This window comes from Streptomyces sp. NPDC002125 (genome assembly GCF_053593715.1).
This window is the reverse complement of the sequence record NZ_JBSFDD010000030.1, coordinates 81,492-97,668: the sequence shown is the minus strand read 5'-3', so window position 1 is coordinate 97,668 and position 16,177 is coordinate 81,492. Positions and strand designations below refer to the sequence as shown.

Genomic DNA, 16,177 nt, shown 5'->3' with positions numbered 1-16,177 from the left:
GTGCCGCTCCCGCCCTCGTCCCCGCTCAGGCGGAGCGTCCGAGCGCCCGCGTCACCACTTGCGGCCGACGCCGCCGTACTCGATCCACTCCTGGGTCTCCTGCTTCGGCGCCAGATCCGAGTCCGGCCGCCACGTCGACACCTCCACCAGGCCCGGCTCCAGCACGTCCAGCCCTTCGAGGAAGTCGCGTACGTCGTCCTGCCGGCGCACCCGTCCCCACTGGTTCCCGGTGCTCCTGGCCATGAAGTCCGTGACGAAGTCGCGGGTGGCGGCGTCCTCGCTCACGAGCTGGCACACGACGAGGAAGCTCCCTGGCGCCAGCCTGTCCGCGACCCTGCGCACCAGACCCGCGGGGTCGTCCTTGTCCGGAATGCAGTGCAGCACGGACACGAACAGGGCGGCCACGGGCTCCTCGAAGTCGATGAGCCGTTCCACCTCCGGGTGGCCGAGAATCCCCTCGGTGTCCCGCATGTCCGCCTGGATGACGGCGGTCCTGTCGTTCTCCTCGAGTATGGCCTTGCCGTGGGCCAGCACGATCGGGTCGTTGTCTATGTAGACCACCCGGGCGCCGGGGTCCACCAACTGCGCGACCTGGTGCACGTTGTCCTGCGTCGGGAGGCCGGATCCGTGGTCGATGAACTGGCGGATGCCGTACTCGGACGCCAGATGGTGCACGACCCGCCGGAGGAACCGCCGGTTGTTCACCGCCAGGACCTTGGTGCTCGGCACGACCTCCAGCAGCTCTTCGCACGCGACCCGGTCGGCGGGGTAGTTGTCCTTGCCGCCCAGGTAGTAGTCGTACATCCGTGCGACGCTCGGTACGTTCACGTCGATGTTCTTCGGAATGGAGGTGTCCCCGTTGCTCATTCAGCCCCTCGCGGTTCTGAGAGTAAATCAGTGTCGGTGTGGGGTCATGCTAGGGATCTCCGGGAGGGCCTGACAGTCCTCGGGGGAGTGAGACAAGGGTGCATGACGTGAAATCAGCCAGCTGCGGCCGATGCCGGACACACGCTGGGTCCGGCTTCCTTCGCCCCCTCGCGGCATATGCAGTCGATGCCGGGCGACGGAGTGTCAATATGCCCTGGTGGAAAGCCATTAATCGCATGGCAGCCTCAAACGGTCCGCCGTGCGCGGTCGATGCGGAACGGTGCTCCAACGCGGCTTGAATTCGTTGGTGGTGAGCATGCGTCGGTTCCCTTCGGCGGCGCCGCGAACACGCCGCACGAAAGCGGAAAGGCAGTCGGTGCCGCACGTCCTCCCATTGCCGTCGGCGGACTATCGTTGGCCCCATGTCCGCCCCTGAGCTGATCCGCATCGTCTCGCGCGACTCCCCCATGGCCCTCGCCCAGGTGGAGCGCGTCCGTGCCGAACTGGCCGCCCTGTACCCCGACACCGCCACCGAGGTCGTACCCGTCAGGACCACGGGCGACAAATGGATGGGCGACCTCTCGAAGGTCGAAGGCAAGGGTGCCTTCACCAAGGAGGTCGACGCGGCCCTGCTGGCGGGGGAGGCCGACCTCGCCGTCCACTGTGTGAAGGACATCCCCGCCGACCGCCCACTGCCCGCCGGGACCACGTTCGCCGCGTTCCTCCAGCGCGACGACATCCGTGACGCCCTCGTCCATCCGGAGGGGCTCACACTCGACGAGCTGCCCGACGGCACCCGCATCGGGACGTCCTCCGTGCGCCGTGTCGCCCAACTCGCGGCATCGCATCCGCACTTGACGTGCGTCCCGTTCCGGGGCAACGCCAACCGGCGACTGGCGAAGCTGGCTGACGGAGAGGTTGACGCGCTCCTCCTGGCCGTCGCGGGCCTCCACCGCATCGGCCGACCGGACGTGATCAGCGAGGTCCTGTCACCCGAGACGATCTGTCCCCCGATCGGGGCCGGTGTCCTGGCCCTGCAGTGCCGTGAGTACGACACCAACACCATCGACATGGTCTCCGCGCTCAACCATCCCGGCACCTACCGGGAGATCACGGCCGAGCGCATGTTCCTCCACGTCCTCCAGGGACACTGCAACTCCCCGATCGCCGGATACGCCAAGTCCCAGCGCAACGGAGACCTCTCCCTGCGCGCCTGCGTGTTCACGCCCGACGGCAAGACCGTGCTCAACGCACACGAGTGGGCCGGCCCACTCGACCCCGCCACGCTCGGTACCTCCGTGGCCGTCGCCCTGCTGCGTCAGGGTGCCCGCGAGCTGATCGACACGATCGCGCACTGAGCCGGATCGCCTCCCGCACGCGATCCACGTACAACCCTTCTCGCGCGCGCGAGGTCGAACAGGACGCGTCGATCGACGAGCACGCCCGCGGTCCGGCGGAACCCCATGTCCGCCGGACCGCGCACGCCGCCCCCGAAGGCTGAGGTGCGCGCCCTGCCGACGGGGCCGGAGACACCCGATTGCGCTCCGAATCCGCCCGACCGGCTGCCGAGCGGTCTCCCGGCGCGGATGCTGGGAAGCAGCGCCACGACGGGTGTGCCGCGCCGCGTGCTCCTGCCCGTCGCACGAGAGGAGTCCCCCATGTCCCGGTTCGAGGTGACGGTCGACATCGACCGTCCTGTCGCGGAGGTCTTCGCCTTTCTGGCGGACGGCGAGAACGACAAGAAGTTCAGCCCGCGCGTCCAGGAGATCTCCAAGACTCCGGCCGGTCCCACGGAGGTGGGCACCGTCTTCCGCAGCACGGTGAAGGACGCCGGCATGACGACGCAGCGGGAATTCAGGATCAGCGAACTCGTCGCCCCCACCCGTATCCGCTGGAAGGAGATGTCGACCAACCTCGTCACGGCCAGGGAAGGCGGGTACGACCTGGAGTCCCTGGCCGATGGTCGAACGCGGGTGCGGATCTTCAACGACCTGGAGGGCCACCGCGTGGGCAAGCTCCTGGTCGGACTCGCCGTCGCTGCCGCGCGGAAGGACGCCCCGGCGTTCGGGCAGCGGATCAAGGCCGCCGTCGAAGCGTCCTGAACCCCCTGGCGCGGCCATGCCCGCCATGTCCTTACGCTGATCCGCGCCCGCACGCGTAGGGTCGTGGCCATGGTGCATGTACTGAGCAGCCGGGTGCTCGTGAGGCCCGGTGACCCGGAGGCCTCCCGCCAGTTCTACGGACAGTCGCTCGGGCTCGCCGTCTACAGAGAGTTCGGCACCGGCCCCGAGCGCGGGACGGTGTACTTCCTCGGCGGCGGGTTCCTCGAGGTGTCGGGCCGTTCCGAGGCCCCGCCGGCACAGACGCTGCAACTCTGGATGCAGGTCGCCGACTGCGCGGCGGCGCACGAGGAGGTCTCGGCGCGGGGAGCGCGCGTCCTCAGGCCGCCGGTCCGCGAGCCCTGGGGGCTGATCGAGATGTGGATCGCCGACCCCGACGGCCACCGCATCGTGCTGACCGAGGTTCCCGCGGACCACCCGCTCCGCTACCGCCCCTGAACGGCATCTCTCAGACGAGGGCGGAGAGCGCGACGCGTGCAGCCTCGGCGATCAGCGTGTCCTGGTGCACCGCGTCCCGGGTCGCGCGGCGGGTGAGCACGGCGAGCACGACCGGCTCCGAGTCCGGCGGCCAGAGCACGGCGATGTCGTTCCGGGTCCCGTAACCGCCCGTGCCGGTCTTGTCCCCCACCACCCAGCCGTCCGGGGTACCCGCGCGGATGACGTCGTCGCCGGTCGTGTTGCGCCTGAGCCAGTCGGTCAGCAGGGCGCGCTCCTTCGCGCCGAGGACGTTCCCGAGGGCGTAGGCGCGCAGACCGGCGGCAAGGGCACGCGGCGTACTGGTGTCACGGGGATCGCCGGGCGCGGCTTCGCTGAGCTCGGTCTCGTAACGGTCGCAGCGCGTCGTACGGTCGCCGAGGCCGCGGAGCGCGTCCTGGAGACCGCGGGGCCCGCCGACCTCGCGGAAGAGGAGATTGGCCGCCGTGTTGTCGCTGTAGCGGATCGCGGCATCGCACAGCTCACGCAGGCTCATCCCCGCGGCGACGTGCTGCTCGGTGACCGGGGAGTTGGCGACGAGCTCATCGCGTCCGTAGCGCACACGCCGGTCCAGACGCGCGACAGTGCGGACGTCCAGCACGGCACCGGCGAGCAACGCCTTGCAGGTCGAGGCGTAGGCGAAACGCTCGTCCGGCCTGTGGGTGACGGACGATCCGCTCCCGGTGTCGATCGCGTACACACCCAGCCGCGCGTCGAACTTCTGCTCGAGCTCACCGAATGCGGCCTTCGTACGCGCCGGCTTCGTCGACGGCGAGGACGTGCCTCCGGCCGGACCCGGATCGGTGCGAGTCGGGGGTGCGGAGTCCTGGGAGGCCGGCGCGCACCCGGCGAGCGGGACGGCGGCGAGTCCGGTCAGTGCGCGGAGCGCGGCGCGACGGGAGAGCGGGGGCGGCACGAGGTCGGTGGCTCCTGTTTGTGGGGCCTGTACGGCGATCACCGGGTCCGGGCGATCGTGGGGCCTGCACAGCGATCACCGGGTCCGAGTGGCTCCCAGACTAGGCGCCGCACCGCCCTCTCCCGCCGGCCTGCGGGCCGTGTCGCAGCAGGGGAGAGGACGTGCGCCCGGCGACGGCGCGGGGGAGCACCCCAGGTGCCGTCGCCCCTCGTGTCAGCACCCTTGGCGCGCTGCGTCGCCGAGGCGTATCCGGGTCAGCCCGTCCTCGCCCGCCGTGCCGGAAGCGGACTTGTCCAGGACGTACGCGGTGCCGTCGTCGGTCACCTTGACGTGGTTGGGGTACGCGTCGGTGGCCACTGTTTCCACGATGCTTCCCGCACGCGGGTCCACCACCGACACGCTTCCCGCCAGCCGGTTGACCACCAGGACCTGGCCCGAACACGGTTCGGTGGCAACCGACTTCGCGCCTTCGCCCGTCGGCACCGTCTTCGCGACCGTGCCGCCGCGCAGATCGACGACCGAGAGCGTGCCCGATCCCTGGTCGGCGGTGTACGCCGTCCTCCCGTCGGCGGACAGTGCGATCGAGAGCGGGCCGGTACCGGTGGGAATGAGCCGCGGGGTCGCGGAGCCGGCCCGGACCTCGATGATCCGGCTGTTGGTGAAGTCGGCGGCGTAGACCGTCCCGGTCCGTTCGTTCACCGCGATTCCCGTCGGACCGCTTCCCTCGACGGTGACCCTTCTGACCTCCTCTAGGGTGCGACTGTCGAAGGCGACGAGGGAGCCGTCGCCGAAGGCGCTCGCCCACACGAGGTCGCGCTTCTCGTCCACGACGACCTCGCGGGAATGGTTCACATCGAGTCGGGTGGCGAGGTGTCTGCCGGTTCTCTGGCTGTAGACGGCGACCGAGTTGTTCCGGGTGTTGGTGACCCAGAGGGTGTGGTGCTCATCGTCCACGTCGATGCCGTACACGGCCTCGACCGTGCCGTCGGTGCGGGGAGTGTAGGCCGCTTCCACCTGGAGGGTGTCAGGGTCGATCTTCAGCAGCCGGGACCCGGTGGTGGGGGCCGGCGGCTGGCCCACGGAAGAGGTGGCCCACAACACGTCGTTGCGTTCGGAGTAGGCGGACTGGTAGAGCCCCTGGGCGAGCGGCACCGATGTGACGTGGGTGCCGGCCCGGGTGCCGGTCTCCGCTGCTGCGGAACCGGCGGGCGTGAGTGCGCCGCAGGCGGCAAGCGCCACGGCGGTCGCGGCTGCGCGGCGGACGCGGCGGTTGAGCGTGGCCATGTGTGCTGTTCTCCCTGGACGTGCGCCTCCGGTGGGGCGCACGCGGTACGCGGACGCGGCTGGGACCGCGCCCTTCTGTCCACTGTCGTTCGGCTGTTCTGAGGTCTCGGGGCCACGGGTGGGCCCACGGTCGGAGTGACGTGTACTCAGCGCGCGGGGTGTGTCCGGGACTCAGAACCTCAAGCAAAAGTTAGGTAAGCCTAAGCTAATGTTTGATCAAAGGGCAACAGTCGCAGCTCGCACCTGGGGGCCGGTGGTCCGCCGAAGTGAGGAAGGCGGACGGTGTGGGCCCGGTCCCCGGCGGTCGGCGGGTAGCGTGACCACCGTGATGGCAGGTACTGAGGAAACCCGGCTCGTCATCCTGCGTGGCAACAGCGCGTCGGGGAAGTCGAGCGTGGCGGGCGGCCTGCGTGACACGTTCGGCCGTGGCGTCGCCCTGGTCGCCCAGGACAACCTCCGCCGCCTCGTCCTGCGCGAACGGGACCGGCCGGGAGCAGCCAACATCGGCCTGATCGAGATGACCGCCCGCTATGCCTTGGACGCCGGATTCCACGTCGTGGTCGAAGGGATCCTGTACGCCGACCACTACGGCGACATGCTCGCGCGGCTGTGTGCCGACCACCGCGGCCCGACCCATGCCTACTACCTGCACGTGCCGTTCGAACAGACCCTCCTCCGTCACGCCACCAAGCCGATCGCCGACGAGGTCGGCGAACCGGAACTACGGGCCTGGTACCGGGAGATGGATCTGCTGCCCGGCAGGATCGAGACCGTCATCGGTGCCGACAGCAGCCTCGCGTCCACCGTCGACCGCATCATGCGCGACACCTGCCTGGCCGCTCTCCCGGCCCGGGACCGCTGACGGCTCCGCGCGCTGTAGGTTTTCGCTGTGACAGGTGAGTGGCGCAGGGACCGGATCGGGGCCGCGCTGAGGGGTGAGAACCCGACGGTCGTGCGGCGGCTGACGGCGGGGTTCGCGGTGATCGGCGATGTGCAGTTCCTGCCGGGATACTCGGTTCTCCTCGTGGACGAACCGGATGTGCGGCGGCTGTCCGACCTGCCGAGGGTGAAACGGCTGTCGTTCCTGTCCGACATGGACCAGCTGGGGGAAGCCGTGGAGCGGACCTGCCGGCGGCTGGACCCGGCATTTCTGCGGGTGAATCTGGAGATCCTGGGGAACACGGACCCGTTCCTCCACGCCCATGTCTGGCCCCGGTATGCGTGGGAGCCTGCCGATCGGGTGCGGGGCCCGGTATGGCTCTATCCGCGTGACCGGTGGAGCGATGAGCGGTACGGGCTCGGTCCGCGGCACGACGGCTTGCGCGAGGCGATCGGCGGCGAACTGGACGCACTGCGCTCGGCGGTCTGACGGGATCGGTGGCCGGCGGTCCTGTCCGTCCCTGCCCCCGTGGACCCGGGCCTCAGCGCGCGGGGTGCGATGGAGCGGCCGGAGGCTGCGGCCGACGGTCCGCTGGCAGTCCGCAGGCCGGCGTACCGCCGGGGAGCCGCTCCCGGTTGTTCGCGACGAGCCGGTAGACGCCGTGGGCGATCCAACGCAGGGGAGGCAGGGTGAGCAGGGCTCCCAGGACGCTCCAGCCCTTGCCCGCGCTCAGCAGGAGTTTGGCGACCGCCTGCGCACCGCCGTGCACCGTGCCGTTGGGGGTGATCCACAGGACTTCGTACTCCGCCCGCTCGCGAGTCGTTCCCAGGGAGTCCAGATCGGCGAACTGCCATGGGGTGATCTCGCAGCGGGGCCTGAGGCGACGCTCGGCGAACGTCACCGAAGAAGTGCAGAAGGCGCAGTCTCCGTCGAAGACGAGTACAGGTCGGGTACGCATGGCATCGATGATGCCGCATCGGCCGGCCGGGCCGTTCGCCGCCCGGCGCTGCGCGGGGGCGGAGGGGATCCGGGAAGGGCCGGGGCCGCCGGCGGCCGGTCATAAACCACGGCCACTTTGCGGAACCTTTACCTTGGGTGGGTCGTTGGCTGATTGAGCTCGCGGGCTCGGGACCGACCATTCAGACGAAGACCGAGGTGACCTCAATGGCAGTATGGGACCGGCTCAAGGACCAGGCCAAGACGCTCCAGCAGTCGCAGGGATCGCGCGCGTCGACCGGTGGGCGCAGCGCCGGCCACGGATCGGGCGGCGGGTCACGCGCGCAGCTGGTGAGCACGCTGAAGTCGCAGCTCGCCTCCCTCAAGACGGAGCTGAAGAGCGGCGCCTACCGGGACGCGAGCATGGCGATGTGCGCGCTGGTCGCGGCTGCGGACGGGCATGTGGACCCCGCGGAGCGCCAGCACGTGGAGTCGATGATCCTGGGTAACGAGGTGCTGCAGAACTTCCCGCCGGAGCAGCTGCGCCAGCGCTTCAACAAGCACGTGGACCAGCTGTCCCTGAACTTCCAGCAGGGCAAGGCCGACGCGATGCAGGAGGTCGCCAAGACGGCCAAGAAGCCGACCGAGGCCCGGGCCGTACTCCAGACCGGCATCGTCATCGCGGGCGCCGACGGCAACTTCTCCCAGCCCGAACACATGATCCTCCGGGAGGCGTGCACGGCATTGGGCCTGTCGCCGGCGGAATTCCAGCTCTGACCCGAGGAGGCGGTGTGCCGCAGCGCGCCGCCCCGGGGCGTCTGCGGGGTGGGGGAGGAAGCGGGAGTAGGCCGGTCGGGGCGCGTTGCGACGTTCCGTGAAGTTGCTCCAGCTCTTCCTCGCCGGCGGACAAGGCGGCAGGTCAGGGAGTCACCCCCGCACACGCAGGGATGACCGGACGCGTAGCCACGGCAGCGCGGCCGAGCACCCCGGTCCGGCGCACCGGGCGCCCGGCGGGCCCCGTAACAATGCGCATGCGGGGCGCGTCCGGTCCGTGCTTGCATGGCCGTCATGGTCTCTGCTGAGCGCTTGCTCGCCTTCGCGGCTATGTCCTTCCTGCTCATCATCATTCCCGGGCCGAGCGTGCTCTTCGTTATCGGCCGGGCCCTGGCTCAGGGGCGTCGTGCCGCGCTCACCACGGTCGTCGGGAACACCCTGGGCGCCTACGTGCTCGTCGTGGCCGTGGCTCTCGGTGTCGGGTCGGTCGTGGAGCGCTCGATTCTCGTCTTCACCGTGCTGAAGCTCGTCGGCGCCGCCTACCTCGTCCACCTGGGCATCAAGGCCTGGCGGCAACGCGGCGCCCTGCAGGCCGCGTTCACCGGTGACAAGGCCGTGCAGGGCGGCATGCGTACCTTGGGGGAGGGCTTCGCGGTCGGTGTGGCGAATCCCAAGACCATGGTCTTCTTCGCCGCCGTGCTGCCCCAGTTCGTCGACCGTGCCCAAGGACACATCGTCGTCCAGATGCTTCTGCTCGGCCTGGTCTTCAACATCATCGCGGTGACCTGCGACTCCCTATGGGGACTCGCCGCGTCAACCGGGCGCGACTGGTTCGCCCGGTCCCCTCGGCGGCTCTCCCTGGTCGGAGGAGTCGGCGGTCTCACGATGATCGGCCTCGGGGTCACCGTGGCCGTGACAGGACGCAAGGACTGACCGCACGTCAGAGACGCCCTGCGCGGGCGGTCTGCCTGCTGCGCCCACCAGTTCGCCGGTGTGGGCCACTCGTCTGCCGGCCGGGGGATACCGTTGAGGGGACACGCCAAGCCGCCTCCTGGAGCCCCCGATGAGCGAACAGCCGGCCGCAGACCGGAAGCCGCTGGAGCCCGCCGCCGCCGACGCGGTCCGCGCGTACGCCGCCAAGACCCGCGCCGACGCCGACCGCCTGGCCGCGGTTCTCGAGGACATCGCCACGAACGGCCTGCCCTCCGTGGAGGAGTGCACCCCGTGGGAGGACCTGCGCGACGCACGCCTCGCGCACCTCGCCACCCAGCGCCCCGCCGTCGCCTGATGGCCCCCAGGCGCGCCCGCATCGCGTTCAGCGATTCCGCGGCCAAGCAACTCGAAGAGCTGCCGGAGAGCGCGGTACACGCCCTCGACCGTACCCTCGTCGCCATCAGTGTCGACCCCGACATCGGTGCCCCCATCCCCGGGCACACGGCGCAGCCCGCCCTGCGCCAGTACGCCGATGAGGTCGAGGACGTCCGCGTCCTGTACTTCGTCACCGCGCTGCGCACGGTTGTGGTGGTCGCCTACATCGAGGCGTGACCGGGCGCGAGCGTGCGGGCGGTGCCCCTGCGGAATGCCCGCCTCCCGGCCGGTAGCCTCAGCAGGAGCAAGTAGCACGCGAGCCCGTACGGAGTCAGCATGACCGATAGCGCCCATGTCGTGCTGGAAGGCCTCGACAGCATCCGGACCGACATCGAGGATCTGTACAAGGACCTTCACCGCCATCCCGAGCTCGGTCTGGACGAGCACCGAACGGCCAAGAAGGCGGCCGATGCCCTGCGCGCTGCCGGTTACCGGGTCGTCGACGGCGTCGGCGGCACCGGGGTGATCGCGGTACTGGCCAACGGCGAGGGCCCGACCGTCATGGTCCGGGCCGACATGGATGCCCTCCCCGTGCGGGAGCAGACGGGCCTGCCGTACGCCTCCACCGCGACGGTGACCGGGAGCGACGGCGCCGAGCAGCCCCTCATGCACGCCTGCGGGCACGATGTGCACGTCGCCACCCTGGTCGGCTGCGCACGACTGCTGGCCGAGGCGAAGGAAGAGTGGAAGGGCACCTTCATCGCGCTCTTCCAGCCCTCCGAGGAGCGGGGCGACGGCGCCGACGCGATGCTCGCGGACGGGCTGACGGCCACATCGCCCCGCCCCGACGTGGTGCTGGCCCAGCACGTGCTGCCCTACCCGGCGGGATACGTGGGCACCCGTGCCGGATCGTTCCTCTCGGCGGCCGACAGCCTGCGCATCACCGTCCACGGCAGGGGAGGGCACGGGTCCATGCCGCAGGCGACGGTGGACCCCGTCGTGATGGCGGCGATGATCGTCGTACGCCTGCAGACCATCGTCTCCCGCGAGGTGGCCGCGCTCACGCCCGCCGTGGTCACGGTGGGCAGTATCCATGCGGGAACCGACCCCAACATCATCCCGGACCGAGCCGTCATCCAGGTCAACGTCCGTACGTACGACGACCATGCGCGCGCCCAGGTGCTGGAGGCCATCCAGCGGGTGGTGACGGCGGAGTGCCAGGCCTCGGGGGCGCCGAAGCCGCCCGAGTTCGAGACGATCACCTCCTTCCCCCCGACGGTCAACGACGCGGCGACGACACAGCGCGTCGCTGAGGCGTTCGCCCGGCACTTCGGTGACGACGCGCACACCGTCGACCTGCAGACCGCCAGCGAGGACATGAGCAAGATCCCCAAGGCGTTCGGTGTGCCGTTCACCTACTGGGGCATCGGCGGCACCGACCCGGCGCTGTTCGCGGCGGCCGGCGGCGCCGGGAAGCCCGCGCACGTTCCCGTCAACCACAGCCCGCACTTCGCCCCCGTGCTCCAGCCCACCCTGGACACCGGAGTGCGCGCCCTCGTCGTCGCGGCCCTCGCCTGGCTCGCCGCCTGAACGGCCTCGCCCGCCGCCCGGACGGACGGGCCGCCGGTCCCGCGTCGAGGGAATGGCAGCGAGGGAACTGCGTGAGCGTGGGTCCCGGTGGCGCATAGGGTGACCTCCATGTCTGTCACGTTGAGTTCCACCAAGACCCGCGCGGCCCTCAGGACTTCGGCCCGTGTCTCAGGCGAGGCGCTCCTGGTCCTCGTCATGGCCGCGGTCGCGTTGTGGGTCCTGGGCCGCATGTGGTCGGTCGTCTGGCCGCTCATAGTCGCCCTGTTGCTCACCACCCTGACGTGGCCCACCGCGCGCTTCCTGCGCAGACGAGGCTGGCCCTCGACGCTCGCGGCTTCCGTCGTGACGGTGCTGTTCCTTCTCGTCGCCGCGGGCACGGTGGCGCTCATCGCCGTACCGGTGGCCGATCAGTCGGGGGAGCTGACCGACGGTGTGGTCGAGGGCATCCAGAGGGTGCGTGAATGGGCCTCAGGTCCGCCGTTCAACATCGGCGACGACGAGATCACCGGCGCACTCGACACCGCGATCGCGCGTCTCCAGGACAGCCTCGGCAGCATGGTCACCACCGTCGTGACGGGTGTGAGCACCGTGGTCAACGGTGTGGTCACCGCCGTCCTGGCCGTCTTCCTGATGTTCTTCATGCTCAAGGACGGAGCCAAGTTCCTGCCGTGGCTCTCGCGTCAGCTGCCCGGCCGCCTCGCCACCGACATTCCGGTCGTCGCCGCGCGGGGCTGGTCCACGCTGTGCGAGTTCGTGCGCTCCCAGGCGTACGTGGGCCTGCTCGACGCGGTTCTCATCGGAATCGGGCTGTGGATCGTGGGAGTGCCGTTGGTGCTTCCTCTGGCGGTGCTGACCTTCGTATCGGCGTTCGTGCCGATCGTGGGTGCGCTGTTCGCGGGCTTCGTCGCGGTGCTCATCGCCCTGGTGTCGAACGGAGTGACCGACGCGCTGATAGTGCTGGCGATCATCCTCGTCGTGCAGCAGCTCGAGGGCAACGTGTTCCAGCCCATGATCCAGAGCCGTGGACTCGGCCTGCACGCCGCGGTGGTCCTGCTGGCGGTGACGCTCGGCGGCAGCCTGGCCGGCATCGTGGGCAGCCTCCTGGCCGTACCGGTCGCAGCGTTGATCGCGGTGGTCTGGAACTACCTGCGGGAACAGCTCAGCGAATCGCCCGAGGAGCCGGATCCCCAGGTGGCACCGAGCGGCACCGTCGCATCGTCCTAACGCTTGACGACGGCGCCGGCCCGGGAAAGGGACCGGACCCGGGCCGGCGGCCACGAGGAGACCGCTCGTGGCCGCCCTGCTGTGGACCGCCCGGGCTCCGCGACCCCGGAACCGACGGCTCCCAGGCCTGAACCACGTAAGTGGGGGAACGCGTGTTCCAACTGGAAAAAGGAGCCGACCATGCTGGGAATAGCCGCAGCCGTACTGTTCTTCATCGCCTTCCTGATCAACGCCGCAGACATAGCGACCAACGACGTCTTCGGCTCGGTGAACGTCATGCTCCTCGGGCTGGGCCTGCTGGCCCTGCACGTCGCGGGCATCGGGCACGGGCGGCGGGCCGGCCGCCGGTGACTGCCGCCGGCCCCTCGATCCGGATGACGCCGATGCCTTCCCCCAGGGGGAGGGCTCAGCCGGTACCCGATGCACTGGGCGCGCGCTCCGGCTCCACGGCCGGTGACACCGCCGCACCTCGGCCGTAGGCACCGGGCGGCATGCCCGTCAGCTCGGTGAAGCGGGCACGGAACACGCCCGGCGACGAGCAGCCGACGGCCGAGCAGACCGCGTCCGGGCCGAGGCCGCCGCGTCGCAGCAATGCCGTCGCGCGTTCGACGCGACGCCGCGTCAGGAAGGCGTACGGCGATTCGCCGTAAGCGAGCCGGAACTGCCGGCTGAGCTGCCCGGCCGGCATGTTCGCGCCGCGGGCGAGCGCCTCGACATCCAGCGGTCGCGCGTACTCCCGCTCGATCCGGTCGCGCACGCGGCGTAGAACCGCTAGATCGTTCAGCCGCTGCGCGGAGGCGAGTGCGCGCGCCCACCCGGGGTGACACATGGGAGAACTCCCTTCATTCGGTGTGTGCGAGGACGGGAGACGGCCGTCCGGCTCAGCGAAGTTCCTGGATGCGGATCACGTTGCCCGAGGGGTCACGGAAGGCGCAGTCACGCATGCCGTACGGCTGCTCGGTCGGCTCCTGGACGACCTCGGCGCCACCCGCCCGTACCTGTTCGAAGGTCCCGTCCAGGTCCCTGGTGGCCAGCATGATCCAGCCGTACGTGCCCTTGGCCATCATCTCGGCGATCGTGCGGCGCTCCTCCTCCGTGACCCCCGGGTCGGCGGCCGGCGGTGCCAGCAGGATGGACGTGCCGGGCTGGCCGACGGGCCCGACCGTGATCCAGCGCATCGGGCCCTGCCCCACGTCGCTGCGGACCTCGAAGCCGAGGACGTCGCGGTAGAAGGCCAGCGCGGCGTCCGGATCGTCGTGCGGGAGGGGGGTCGTGTGAATCGAGATGTCCATGTCCGTGACGTTATCCGTGGATCGCCCGCCGACGCTTCTCGATTCCTGATCCGTCCGGAGCGTGTCGCGCGTCCCCTCGGACGGCGCATCACCGGGCCGCCTCCTCCGGGCGCCCGTGGCCCACGGCACCGCCGCCCCGGATGCGCCGCCCCGCCTTTGGGCCCGGGGCACGCACAACCATCGGCAACACTCGAGGGTCACATCAAGTAGGAGCAATCAGCTCTCAGGGACACAAGGGGGATATATGAGGAACACGCGCTTTATCGCGGCCGCCGGAGCGTTGACCGCTCTGGTGGTGGGAGCCACGACCGCCGTCGCCACGACCGCGTCCGCCGCACCCAACGTCACACCCCAGGGCGTCTGCGGCAGCAGCTACAAGACGGTGAACTCGGTGCCCGTCGGCTCTCTGGGCACCGTCTACCTGACGTACAACTCGTCCAACGGCAAGAACTGCGTCGCGACCATCCGCGCCAACCCGGGCACCGCCAAGGCCATGGGCACGTACATCTACGTTCCCGCCACCGACGAGTGGGCCGAGGACTACGGGAACTTCACCTCGTACGCGGGACCGGCCTACGTCTACGGCAAGGGCTACTGCGTGAGCTGGGGCGGTCACATCGCCAACGTCTACGTGTCGGTGGACAACTCCAACTGCGCAGCCCGCAAGGAAGTCCGCCGGACCAGCATCCGCTGATCCGGTTCTCCACTCGGCCGCGATCTCCCGCGCCGCCACCTCCGCAGCCCGGCCCTGCGGCCCTGCCGCAGCCGGTCCTCGCGAGGGCGTGCACGAGCCGCAGCGGCGCGGGAACGTGGCACGTGCCGGGCCCTCCGTACGGGTGTGAACCCAGGGCCCGGCACCGTCGTGGAACCCCCTGGGGCCCGGCACCGTCGTGGAACCCCCTGGGGCCCGGCCTCGCGTCAAGCCTGGTGCCGGTACGTCGTCGGGCTCAGAGCCCGGAGACCTTGGAGCTCGCCGACAGCTCGTAGACCAGGGTGACCGTGCGACGCCCGCCGGGCGGGAGCACCACGTCCCAGCGGGCAATGCCTTCGTCGTCGACCGTGTCGGGCACGGGGGTGCAGTTCTCCTTCCGGAGGCGTATCTCCACCGCCGAGACTTCGGAGACGGGCAGCCGCTCCCGAAGGGCGACCACGCGGTTGCCCTGCTCCCCGGGGGCGGAGAACCGTGAAAGATGCAGCCGGACCGTACGGGTGATGACGGTCCGCTGGGTGATGCCGGTGGTCTCGCGGGACTCCTCGGTGTGCCGGACCACCCGGTGATCGTCGCTGCTGCCGAAGGCGAGCTCGACGGGTGCGCCGGGTGCCGTGAAGTCCAGGGTGCCGCGCCCGCTGAATCCGCTCTCACGGACCAGGTCCACGGGCCCGGCGAGCAGCGCGTGCCCCGCAGGGCCGTCGAACCGCACCACCTGCGTGACCAGCGGAGACAGCTCGGGCGAGCAGGCGTACTCACTGCGGGCGGACGTGGTGACGACGGACAGCGGCACACGGTGGGCACGGCCGTCGGCCGGGACGGAGACACGCGCAGGTGCGCGCAGCACCCGTGCCTCACCGCCGTCGTCCACCCCGGGCAGGCCCAGTACCGGAGCCGGGCCGAGCGTCCCGATCTCCTCCTCGCGCAGCTCGACATCGACCGTGCGGCGTTCCGCCGGTGAGCGGTCCGTGAGCGTGAGCCGGTCCTCACCGAGGCGCGGTGGGTCGGTGGCGAGAGCGGAGCGGGCCGTGGACAGCGTCAGCTTCACATCACGCCAGTCCTCCCCGGTGCGCTGCCAGACCATCGCGTCCGTCTCCAGCGTCAGGGAATCACCGTCGAGCACCGCCCGGTAGGCGGGCCGCCACAGCGCGCACGGGGTCAGATGGGTCAGCCGCAGCTCGACCGGACCAGCGGCGGAGGACTCCAGGGTCAGCTCGACATACGCGACGAGCTCGGCGGGCTCCTCCTCGGACATGTGCATGGCCTGCTGGGCCTCGGCGAGTTGGACGGCCAGGACGGTCAGACGGGCCTCCACGGTGCGCAGTCGCTCGGCACACGTGGCTCGCTCGCCGTCGACCCGGTCCAGCTCGAGGGACCACCGGGAGCTGTCGGCCTCCCCGGAGCCCGCACCCTCCCCGACATCGCGCAGCAGATCCGCCGCGAGGCGTCCGAGGACGTCCCGCCGCGCCTGAAGCCGGTCCCGCTGGTGTTTCAGGTCGAGCTGTTCCTCTTCGAGCGCGGCGATCTGCCGGCGCAGCGCGGAGTCGTCGGCGCGCGGCAGCGGTCCGCGCGGCGTCCAGCTACGGGTGAACCGTACGTCGAGCACGGCCGCCGGGTGATCGGCGGTCAGTTCGGCATGCAGGGTGCGGTCGACGGCGAGAGCGCTGACCGGCCCCAGGCGCAGACGCCGGACTCCCGCCTCCAGATCGAGTACGAGGGCACGCTCGACGTGGGCGCGGTCCTCCAGACATGTGACGGCGGTGACCGGGAGGGCGATCGGCTCCGGGGCTGTGGTCATGGTGT

The 16,177-nt window shown here is 70.4% G+C and carries 20 protein-coding genes; 13 read left to right on the top strand and 7 right to left on the bottom strand.

Annotation, left to right across the window (positions count from 1 at the left end):
- Window positions 1–51 precede the first annotated feature (51 nt).
- A complete protein-coding gene (locus tag ACWCQM_RS34695) occupies window positions 52–867 on the bottom strand; it encodes an SAM-dependent methyltransferase (protein WP_450919048.1) in 816 nt (271 codons plus the stop codon).
- A gap of 422 nt (window positions 868–1,289) precedes the next feature.
- Between ACWCQM_RS34695 and hemC the strand changes: the two genes are divergently transcribed.
- The 3 genes from hemC to ACWCQM_RS34680 all read left to right on the top strand — a co-directional run bounded on the left by hemC (window position 1,290) and on the right by ACWCQM_RS34680 (window position 3,425).
- The gene (hemC, locus tag ACWCQM_RS34690) at window positions 1,290–2,225 is read left to right on the top strand and encodes a hydroxymethylbilane synthase (RefSeq protein ID WP_450919047.1); all 936 of its coding nucleotides are present in this window, start codon (window positions 1,290–1,292) and stop codon (window positions 2,223–2,225) included.
- A gap of 300 nt (window positions 2,226–2,525) precedes the next feature.
- Window positions 2,526–2,969, top strand: coding sequence for an SRPBCC family protein (locus ACWCQM_RS34685; RefSeq protein WP_450919046.1), 444 nt, complete (start codon window positions 2,526–2,528; stop codon window positions 2,967–2,969).
- Window positions 2,970–3,038: 69 nt separating this feature from the next.
- The gene (locus tag ACWCQM_RS34680) at window positions 3,039–3,425 is read left to right on the top strand and encodes a VOC family protein (RefSeq protein ID WP_450919045.1); all 387 of its coding nucleotides are present in this window, start codon (window positions 3,039–3,041) and stop codon (window positions 3,423–3,425) included.
- A 10-nt stretch (window positions 3,426–3,435) separates the two neighbouring features.
- Here ACWCQM_RS34680 and bla read toward each other — a convergent pair whose 3' ends face one another.
- Window positions 3,436–4,377 (bottom strand): class A beta-lactamase, encoded by a 942-nt coding sequence (gene bla, locus ACWCQM_RS34675; RefSeq protein ID WP_450919066.1) that lies wholly within the window; start codon window positions 4,375–4,377, stop codon window positions 3,436–3,438.
- A 213-nt stretch (window positions 4,378–4,590) separates the two neighbouring features.
- Entirely contained in the window at window positions 4,591–5,661 is a 1,071-nt protein-coding gene (locus ACWCQM_RS34670) for a YVTN family beta-propeller repeat protein (RefSeq protein WP_450919044.1), read from the bottom strand.
- Window positions 5,662–5,989: 328 nt separating this feature from the next.
- Here ACWCQM_RS34670 and ACWCQM_RS34665 point away from each other — a divergent pair, with 328 nt between their 5' ends.
- Window positions 5,990–6,523, top strand: coding sequence for a kinase (locus ACWCQM_RS34665; protein ID WP_450919065.1), 534 nt, complete (start codon window positions 5,990–5,992; stop codon window positions 6,521–6,523).
- Window positions 6,524–6,550: 27 nt separating this feature from the next.
- Complete coding sequence (locus tag ACWCQM_RS34660; RefSeq protein WP_450919043.1) at window positions 6,551–7,030, top strand: diadenosine tetraphosphate hydrolase; 480 nt, start codon at window positions 6,551–6,553, stop codon at window positions 7,028–7,030.
- Between the two features lie 52 nt (window positions 7,031–7,082).
- On the opposite strand, the gene ACWCQM_RS34655 is transcribed toward ACWCQM_RS34660, so the two are convergent.
- Complete coding sequence (locus ACWCQM_RS34655; protein ID WP_450919042.1) at window positions 7,083–7,499, bottom strand: thiol-disulfide oxidoreductase DCC family protein; 417 nt, start codon at window positions 7,497–7,499, stop codon at window positions 7,083–7,085.
- Window positions 7,500–7,705: 206 nt separating this feature from the next.
- Between ACWCQM_RS34655 and ACWCQM_RS34650 the strand changes: the two genes are divergently transcribed.
- From ACWCQM_RS34650 to ACWCQM_RS34620, 7 genes are all read left to right on the top strand, one after another.
- Window positions 7,706–8,254, top strand: a complete 549-nt coding sequence (locus ACWCQM_RS34650; protein ID WP_450919041.1) for a tellurite resistance TerB family protein — start codon at window positions 7,706–7,708, stop codon at window positions 8,252–8,254.
- A 291-nt stretch (window positions 8,255–8,545) separates the two neighbouring features.
- Window positions 8,546–9,184, top strand: a complete 639-nt coding sequence (locus tag ACWCQM_RS34645; protein ID WP_450919040.1) for a LysE family translocator — start codon at window positions 8,546–8,548, stop codon at window positions 9,182–9,184.
- Window positions 9,185–9,314: 130 nt separating this feature from the next.
- Entirely contained in the window at window positions 9,315–9,539 is a 225-nt protein-coding gene (locus tag ACWCQM_RS34640; protein WP_267079353.1) for a hypothetical protein, read from the top strand.
- Entirely contained in the window at window positions 9,539–9,796 is a 258-nt protein-coding gene (locus tag ACWCQM_RS34635; RefSeq protein WP_450919039.1) for a hypothetical protein, read from the top strand. The genes ACWCQM_RS34640 and ACWCQM_RS34635 overlap by 1 nt, the downstream gene beginning before the upstream one ends.
- A 99-nt stretch (window positions 9,797–9,895) precedes the next feature.
- Complete coding sequence (locus ACWCQM_RS34630) at window positions 9,896–11,149, top strand: amidohydrolase (protein WP_450919038.1); 1,254 nt, start codon at window positions 9,896–9,898, stop codon at window positions 11,147–11,149.
- A 108-nt stretch (window positions 11,150–11,257) separates the two neighbouring features.
- Complete coding sequence (locus ACWCQM_RS34625) at window positions 11,258–12,373, top strand: AI-2E family transporter (RefSeq protein ID WP_450919037.1); 1,116 nt, start codon at window positions 11,258–11,260, stop codon at window positions 12,371–12,373.
- A gap of 180 nt (window positions 12,374–12,553) precedes the next feature.
- Window positions 12,554–12,724 (top strand): hypothetical protein, encoded by a 171-nt coding sequence (locus tag ACWCQM_RS34620; RefSeq protein WP_450919036.1) that lies wholly within the window; start codon window positions 12,554–12,556, stop codon window positions 12,722–12,724.
- Window positions 12,725–12,779: 55 nt separating this feature from the next.
- Here ACWCQM_RS34620 and ACWCQM_RS34615 read toward each other — a convergent pair whose 3' ends face one another.
- Together ACWCQM_RS34615 and ACWCQM_RS34610 are read right to left on the bottom strand one after the other, a co-directional pair.
- Window positions 12,780–13,130 carry a helix-turn-helix domain-containing protein gene (locus tag ACWCQM_RS34615; protein WP_450919035.1) on the bottom strand — a complete coding sequence of 117 codons (351 nt, stop codon included), beginning with the start codon at window positions 13,128–13,130 and terminating at the stop codon, window positions 12,780–12,782.
- A gap of 124 nt (window positions 13,131–13,254) precedes the next feature.
- Window positions 13,255–13,665, bottom strand: a complete 411-nt coding sequence (locus tag ACWCQM_RS34610; RefSeq protein ID WP_450919034.1) for a VOC family protein — start codon at window positions 13,663–13,665, stop codon at window positions 13,255–13,257.
- Window positions 13,666–13,909: 244 nt separating this feature from the next.
- Here ACWCQM_RS34610 and ACWCQM_RS34605 point away from each other — a divergent pair, with 244 nt between their 5' ends.
- Window positions 13,910–14,359: a spore-associated protein gene (locus ACWCQM_RS34605; protein ID WP_450919033.1), complete on the top strand. Its 450-nt coding sequence runs from the start codon at window positions 13,910–13,912 to the stop codon at window positions 14,357–14,359.
- Window positions 14,360–14,612: 253 nt separating this feature from the next.
- Here the strand turns inward: ACWCQM_RS34605 and ACWCQM_RS34600 are convergent, their stop codons facing one another.
- The gene (locus ACWCQM_RS34600; protein WP_450919032.1) at window positions 14,613–16,172 is read right to left on the bottom strand and encodes a mucoidy inhibitor MuiA family protein; all 1,560 of its coding nucleotides are present in this window, start codon (window positions 16,170–16,172) and stop codon (window positions 14,613–14,615) included.
- Between the last annotated feature and the right edge of the window lie 5 nt (window positions 16,173–16,177).

What these genes read in the sequence shown, in the direction of transcription:
- ACWCQM_RS34695 (WP_450919048.1), bottom strand. Translation starts at nt 867, where the DNA reads ATGAGCAACGGGGACACCTCCATTCCGAAGAACATCGACGTGAACGTA.
- hemC (WP_450919047.1), top strand. Translation starts at nt 1,290, where the DNA reads ATGTCCGCCCCTGAGCTGATCCGCATCGTCTCGCGCGACTCCCCCATG.
- ACWCQM_RS34685 (WP_450919046.1), top strand. Translation starts at nt 2,526, where the DNA reads ATGTCCCGGTTCGAGGTGACGGTCGACATCGACCGTCCTGTCGCGGAG.
- ACWCQM_RS34680 (WP_450919045.1), top strand. Translation starts at nt 3,039, where the DNA reads ATGGTGCATGTACTGAGCAGCCGGGTGCTCGTGAGGCCCGGTGACCCG.
- ACWCQM_RS34670 (WP_450919044.1), bottom strand. Translation starts at nt 5,661, where the DNA reads ATGGCCACGCTCAACCGCCGCGTCCGCCGCGCAGCCGCGACCGCCGTG.
- ACWCQM_RS34665 (WP_450919065.1), top strand. Translation starts at nt 5,990, where the DNA reads ATGGCAGGTACTGAGGAAACCCGGCTCGTCATCCTGCGTGGCAACAGC.
- ACWCQM_RS34655 (WP_450919042.1), bottom strand. Translation starts at nt 7,499, where the DNA reads ATGCGTACCCGACCTGTACTCGTCTTCGACGGAGACTGCGCCTTCTGC.
- ACWCQM_RS34650 (WP_450919041.1), top strand. Translation starts at nt 7,706, where the DNA reads ATGGCAGTATGGGACCGGCTCAAGGACCAGGCCAAGACGCTCCAGCAG.
- ACWCQM_RS34645 (WP_450919040.1), top strand. Translation starts at nt 8,546, where the DNA reads ATGGTCTCTGCTGAGCGCTTGCTCGCCTTCGCGGCTATGTCCTTCCTG.
- ACWCQM_RS34640 (WP_267079353.1), top strand. Translation starts at nt 9,315, where the DNA reads ATGAGCGAACAGCCGGCCGCAGACCGGAAGCCGCTGGAGCCCGCCGCC.
- ACWCQM_RS34635 (WP_450919039.1), top strand. Translation starts at nt 9,539, where the DNA reads ATGGCCCCCAGGCGCGCCCGCATCGCGTTCAGCGATTCCGCGGCCAAG.
- ACWCQM_RS34630 (WP_450919038.1), top strand. Translation starts at nt 9,896, where the DNA reads ATGACCGATAGCGCCCATGTCGTGCTGGAAGGCCTCGACAGCATCCGG.
- ACWCQM_RS34625 (WP_450919037.1), top strand. Translation starts at nt 11,258, where the DNA reads ATGTCTGTCACGTTGAGTTCCACCAAGACCCGCGCGGCCCTCAGGACT.
- ACWCQM_RS34620 (WP_450919036.1), top strand. Translation starts at nt 12,554, where the DNA reads ATGCTGGGAATAGCCGCAGCCGTACTGTTCTTCATCGCCTTCCTGATC.
- ACWCQM_RS34610 (WP_450919034.1), bottom strand. Translation starts at nt 13,665, where the DNA reads ATGGACATCTCGATTCACACGACCCCCCTCCCGCACGACGATCCGGAC.
- ACWCQM_RS34605 (WP_450919033.1), top strand. Translation starts at nt 13,910, where the DNA reads ATGAGGAACACGCGCTTTATCGCGGCCGCCGGAGCGTTGACCGCTCTG.
- ACWCQM_RS34600 (WP_450919032.1), bottom strand. Translation starts at nt 16,172, where the DNA reads ATGACCACAGCCCCGGAGCCGATCGCCCTCCCGGTCACCGCCGTCACA.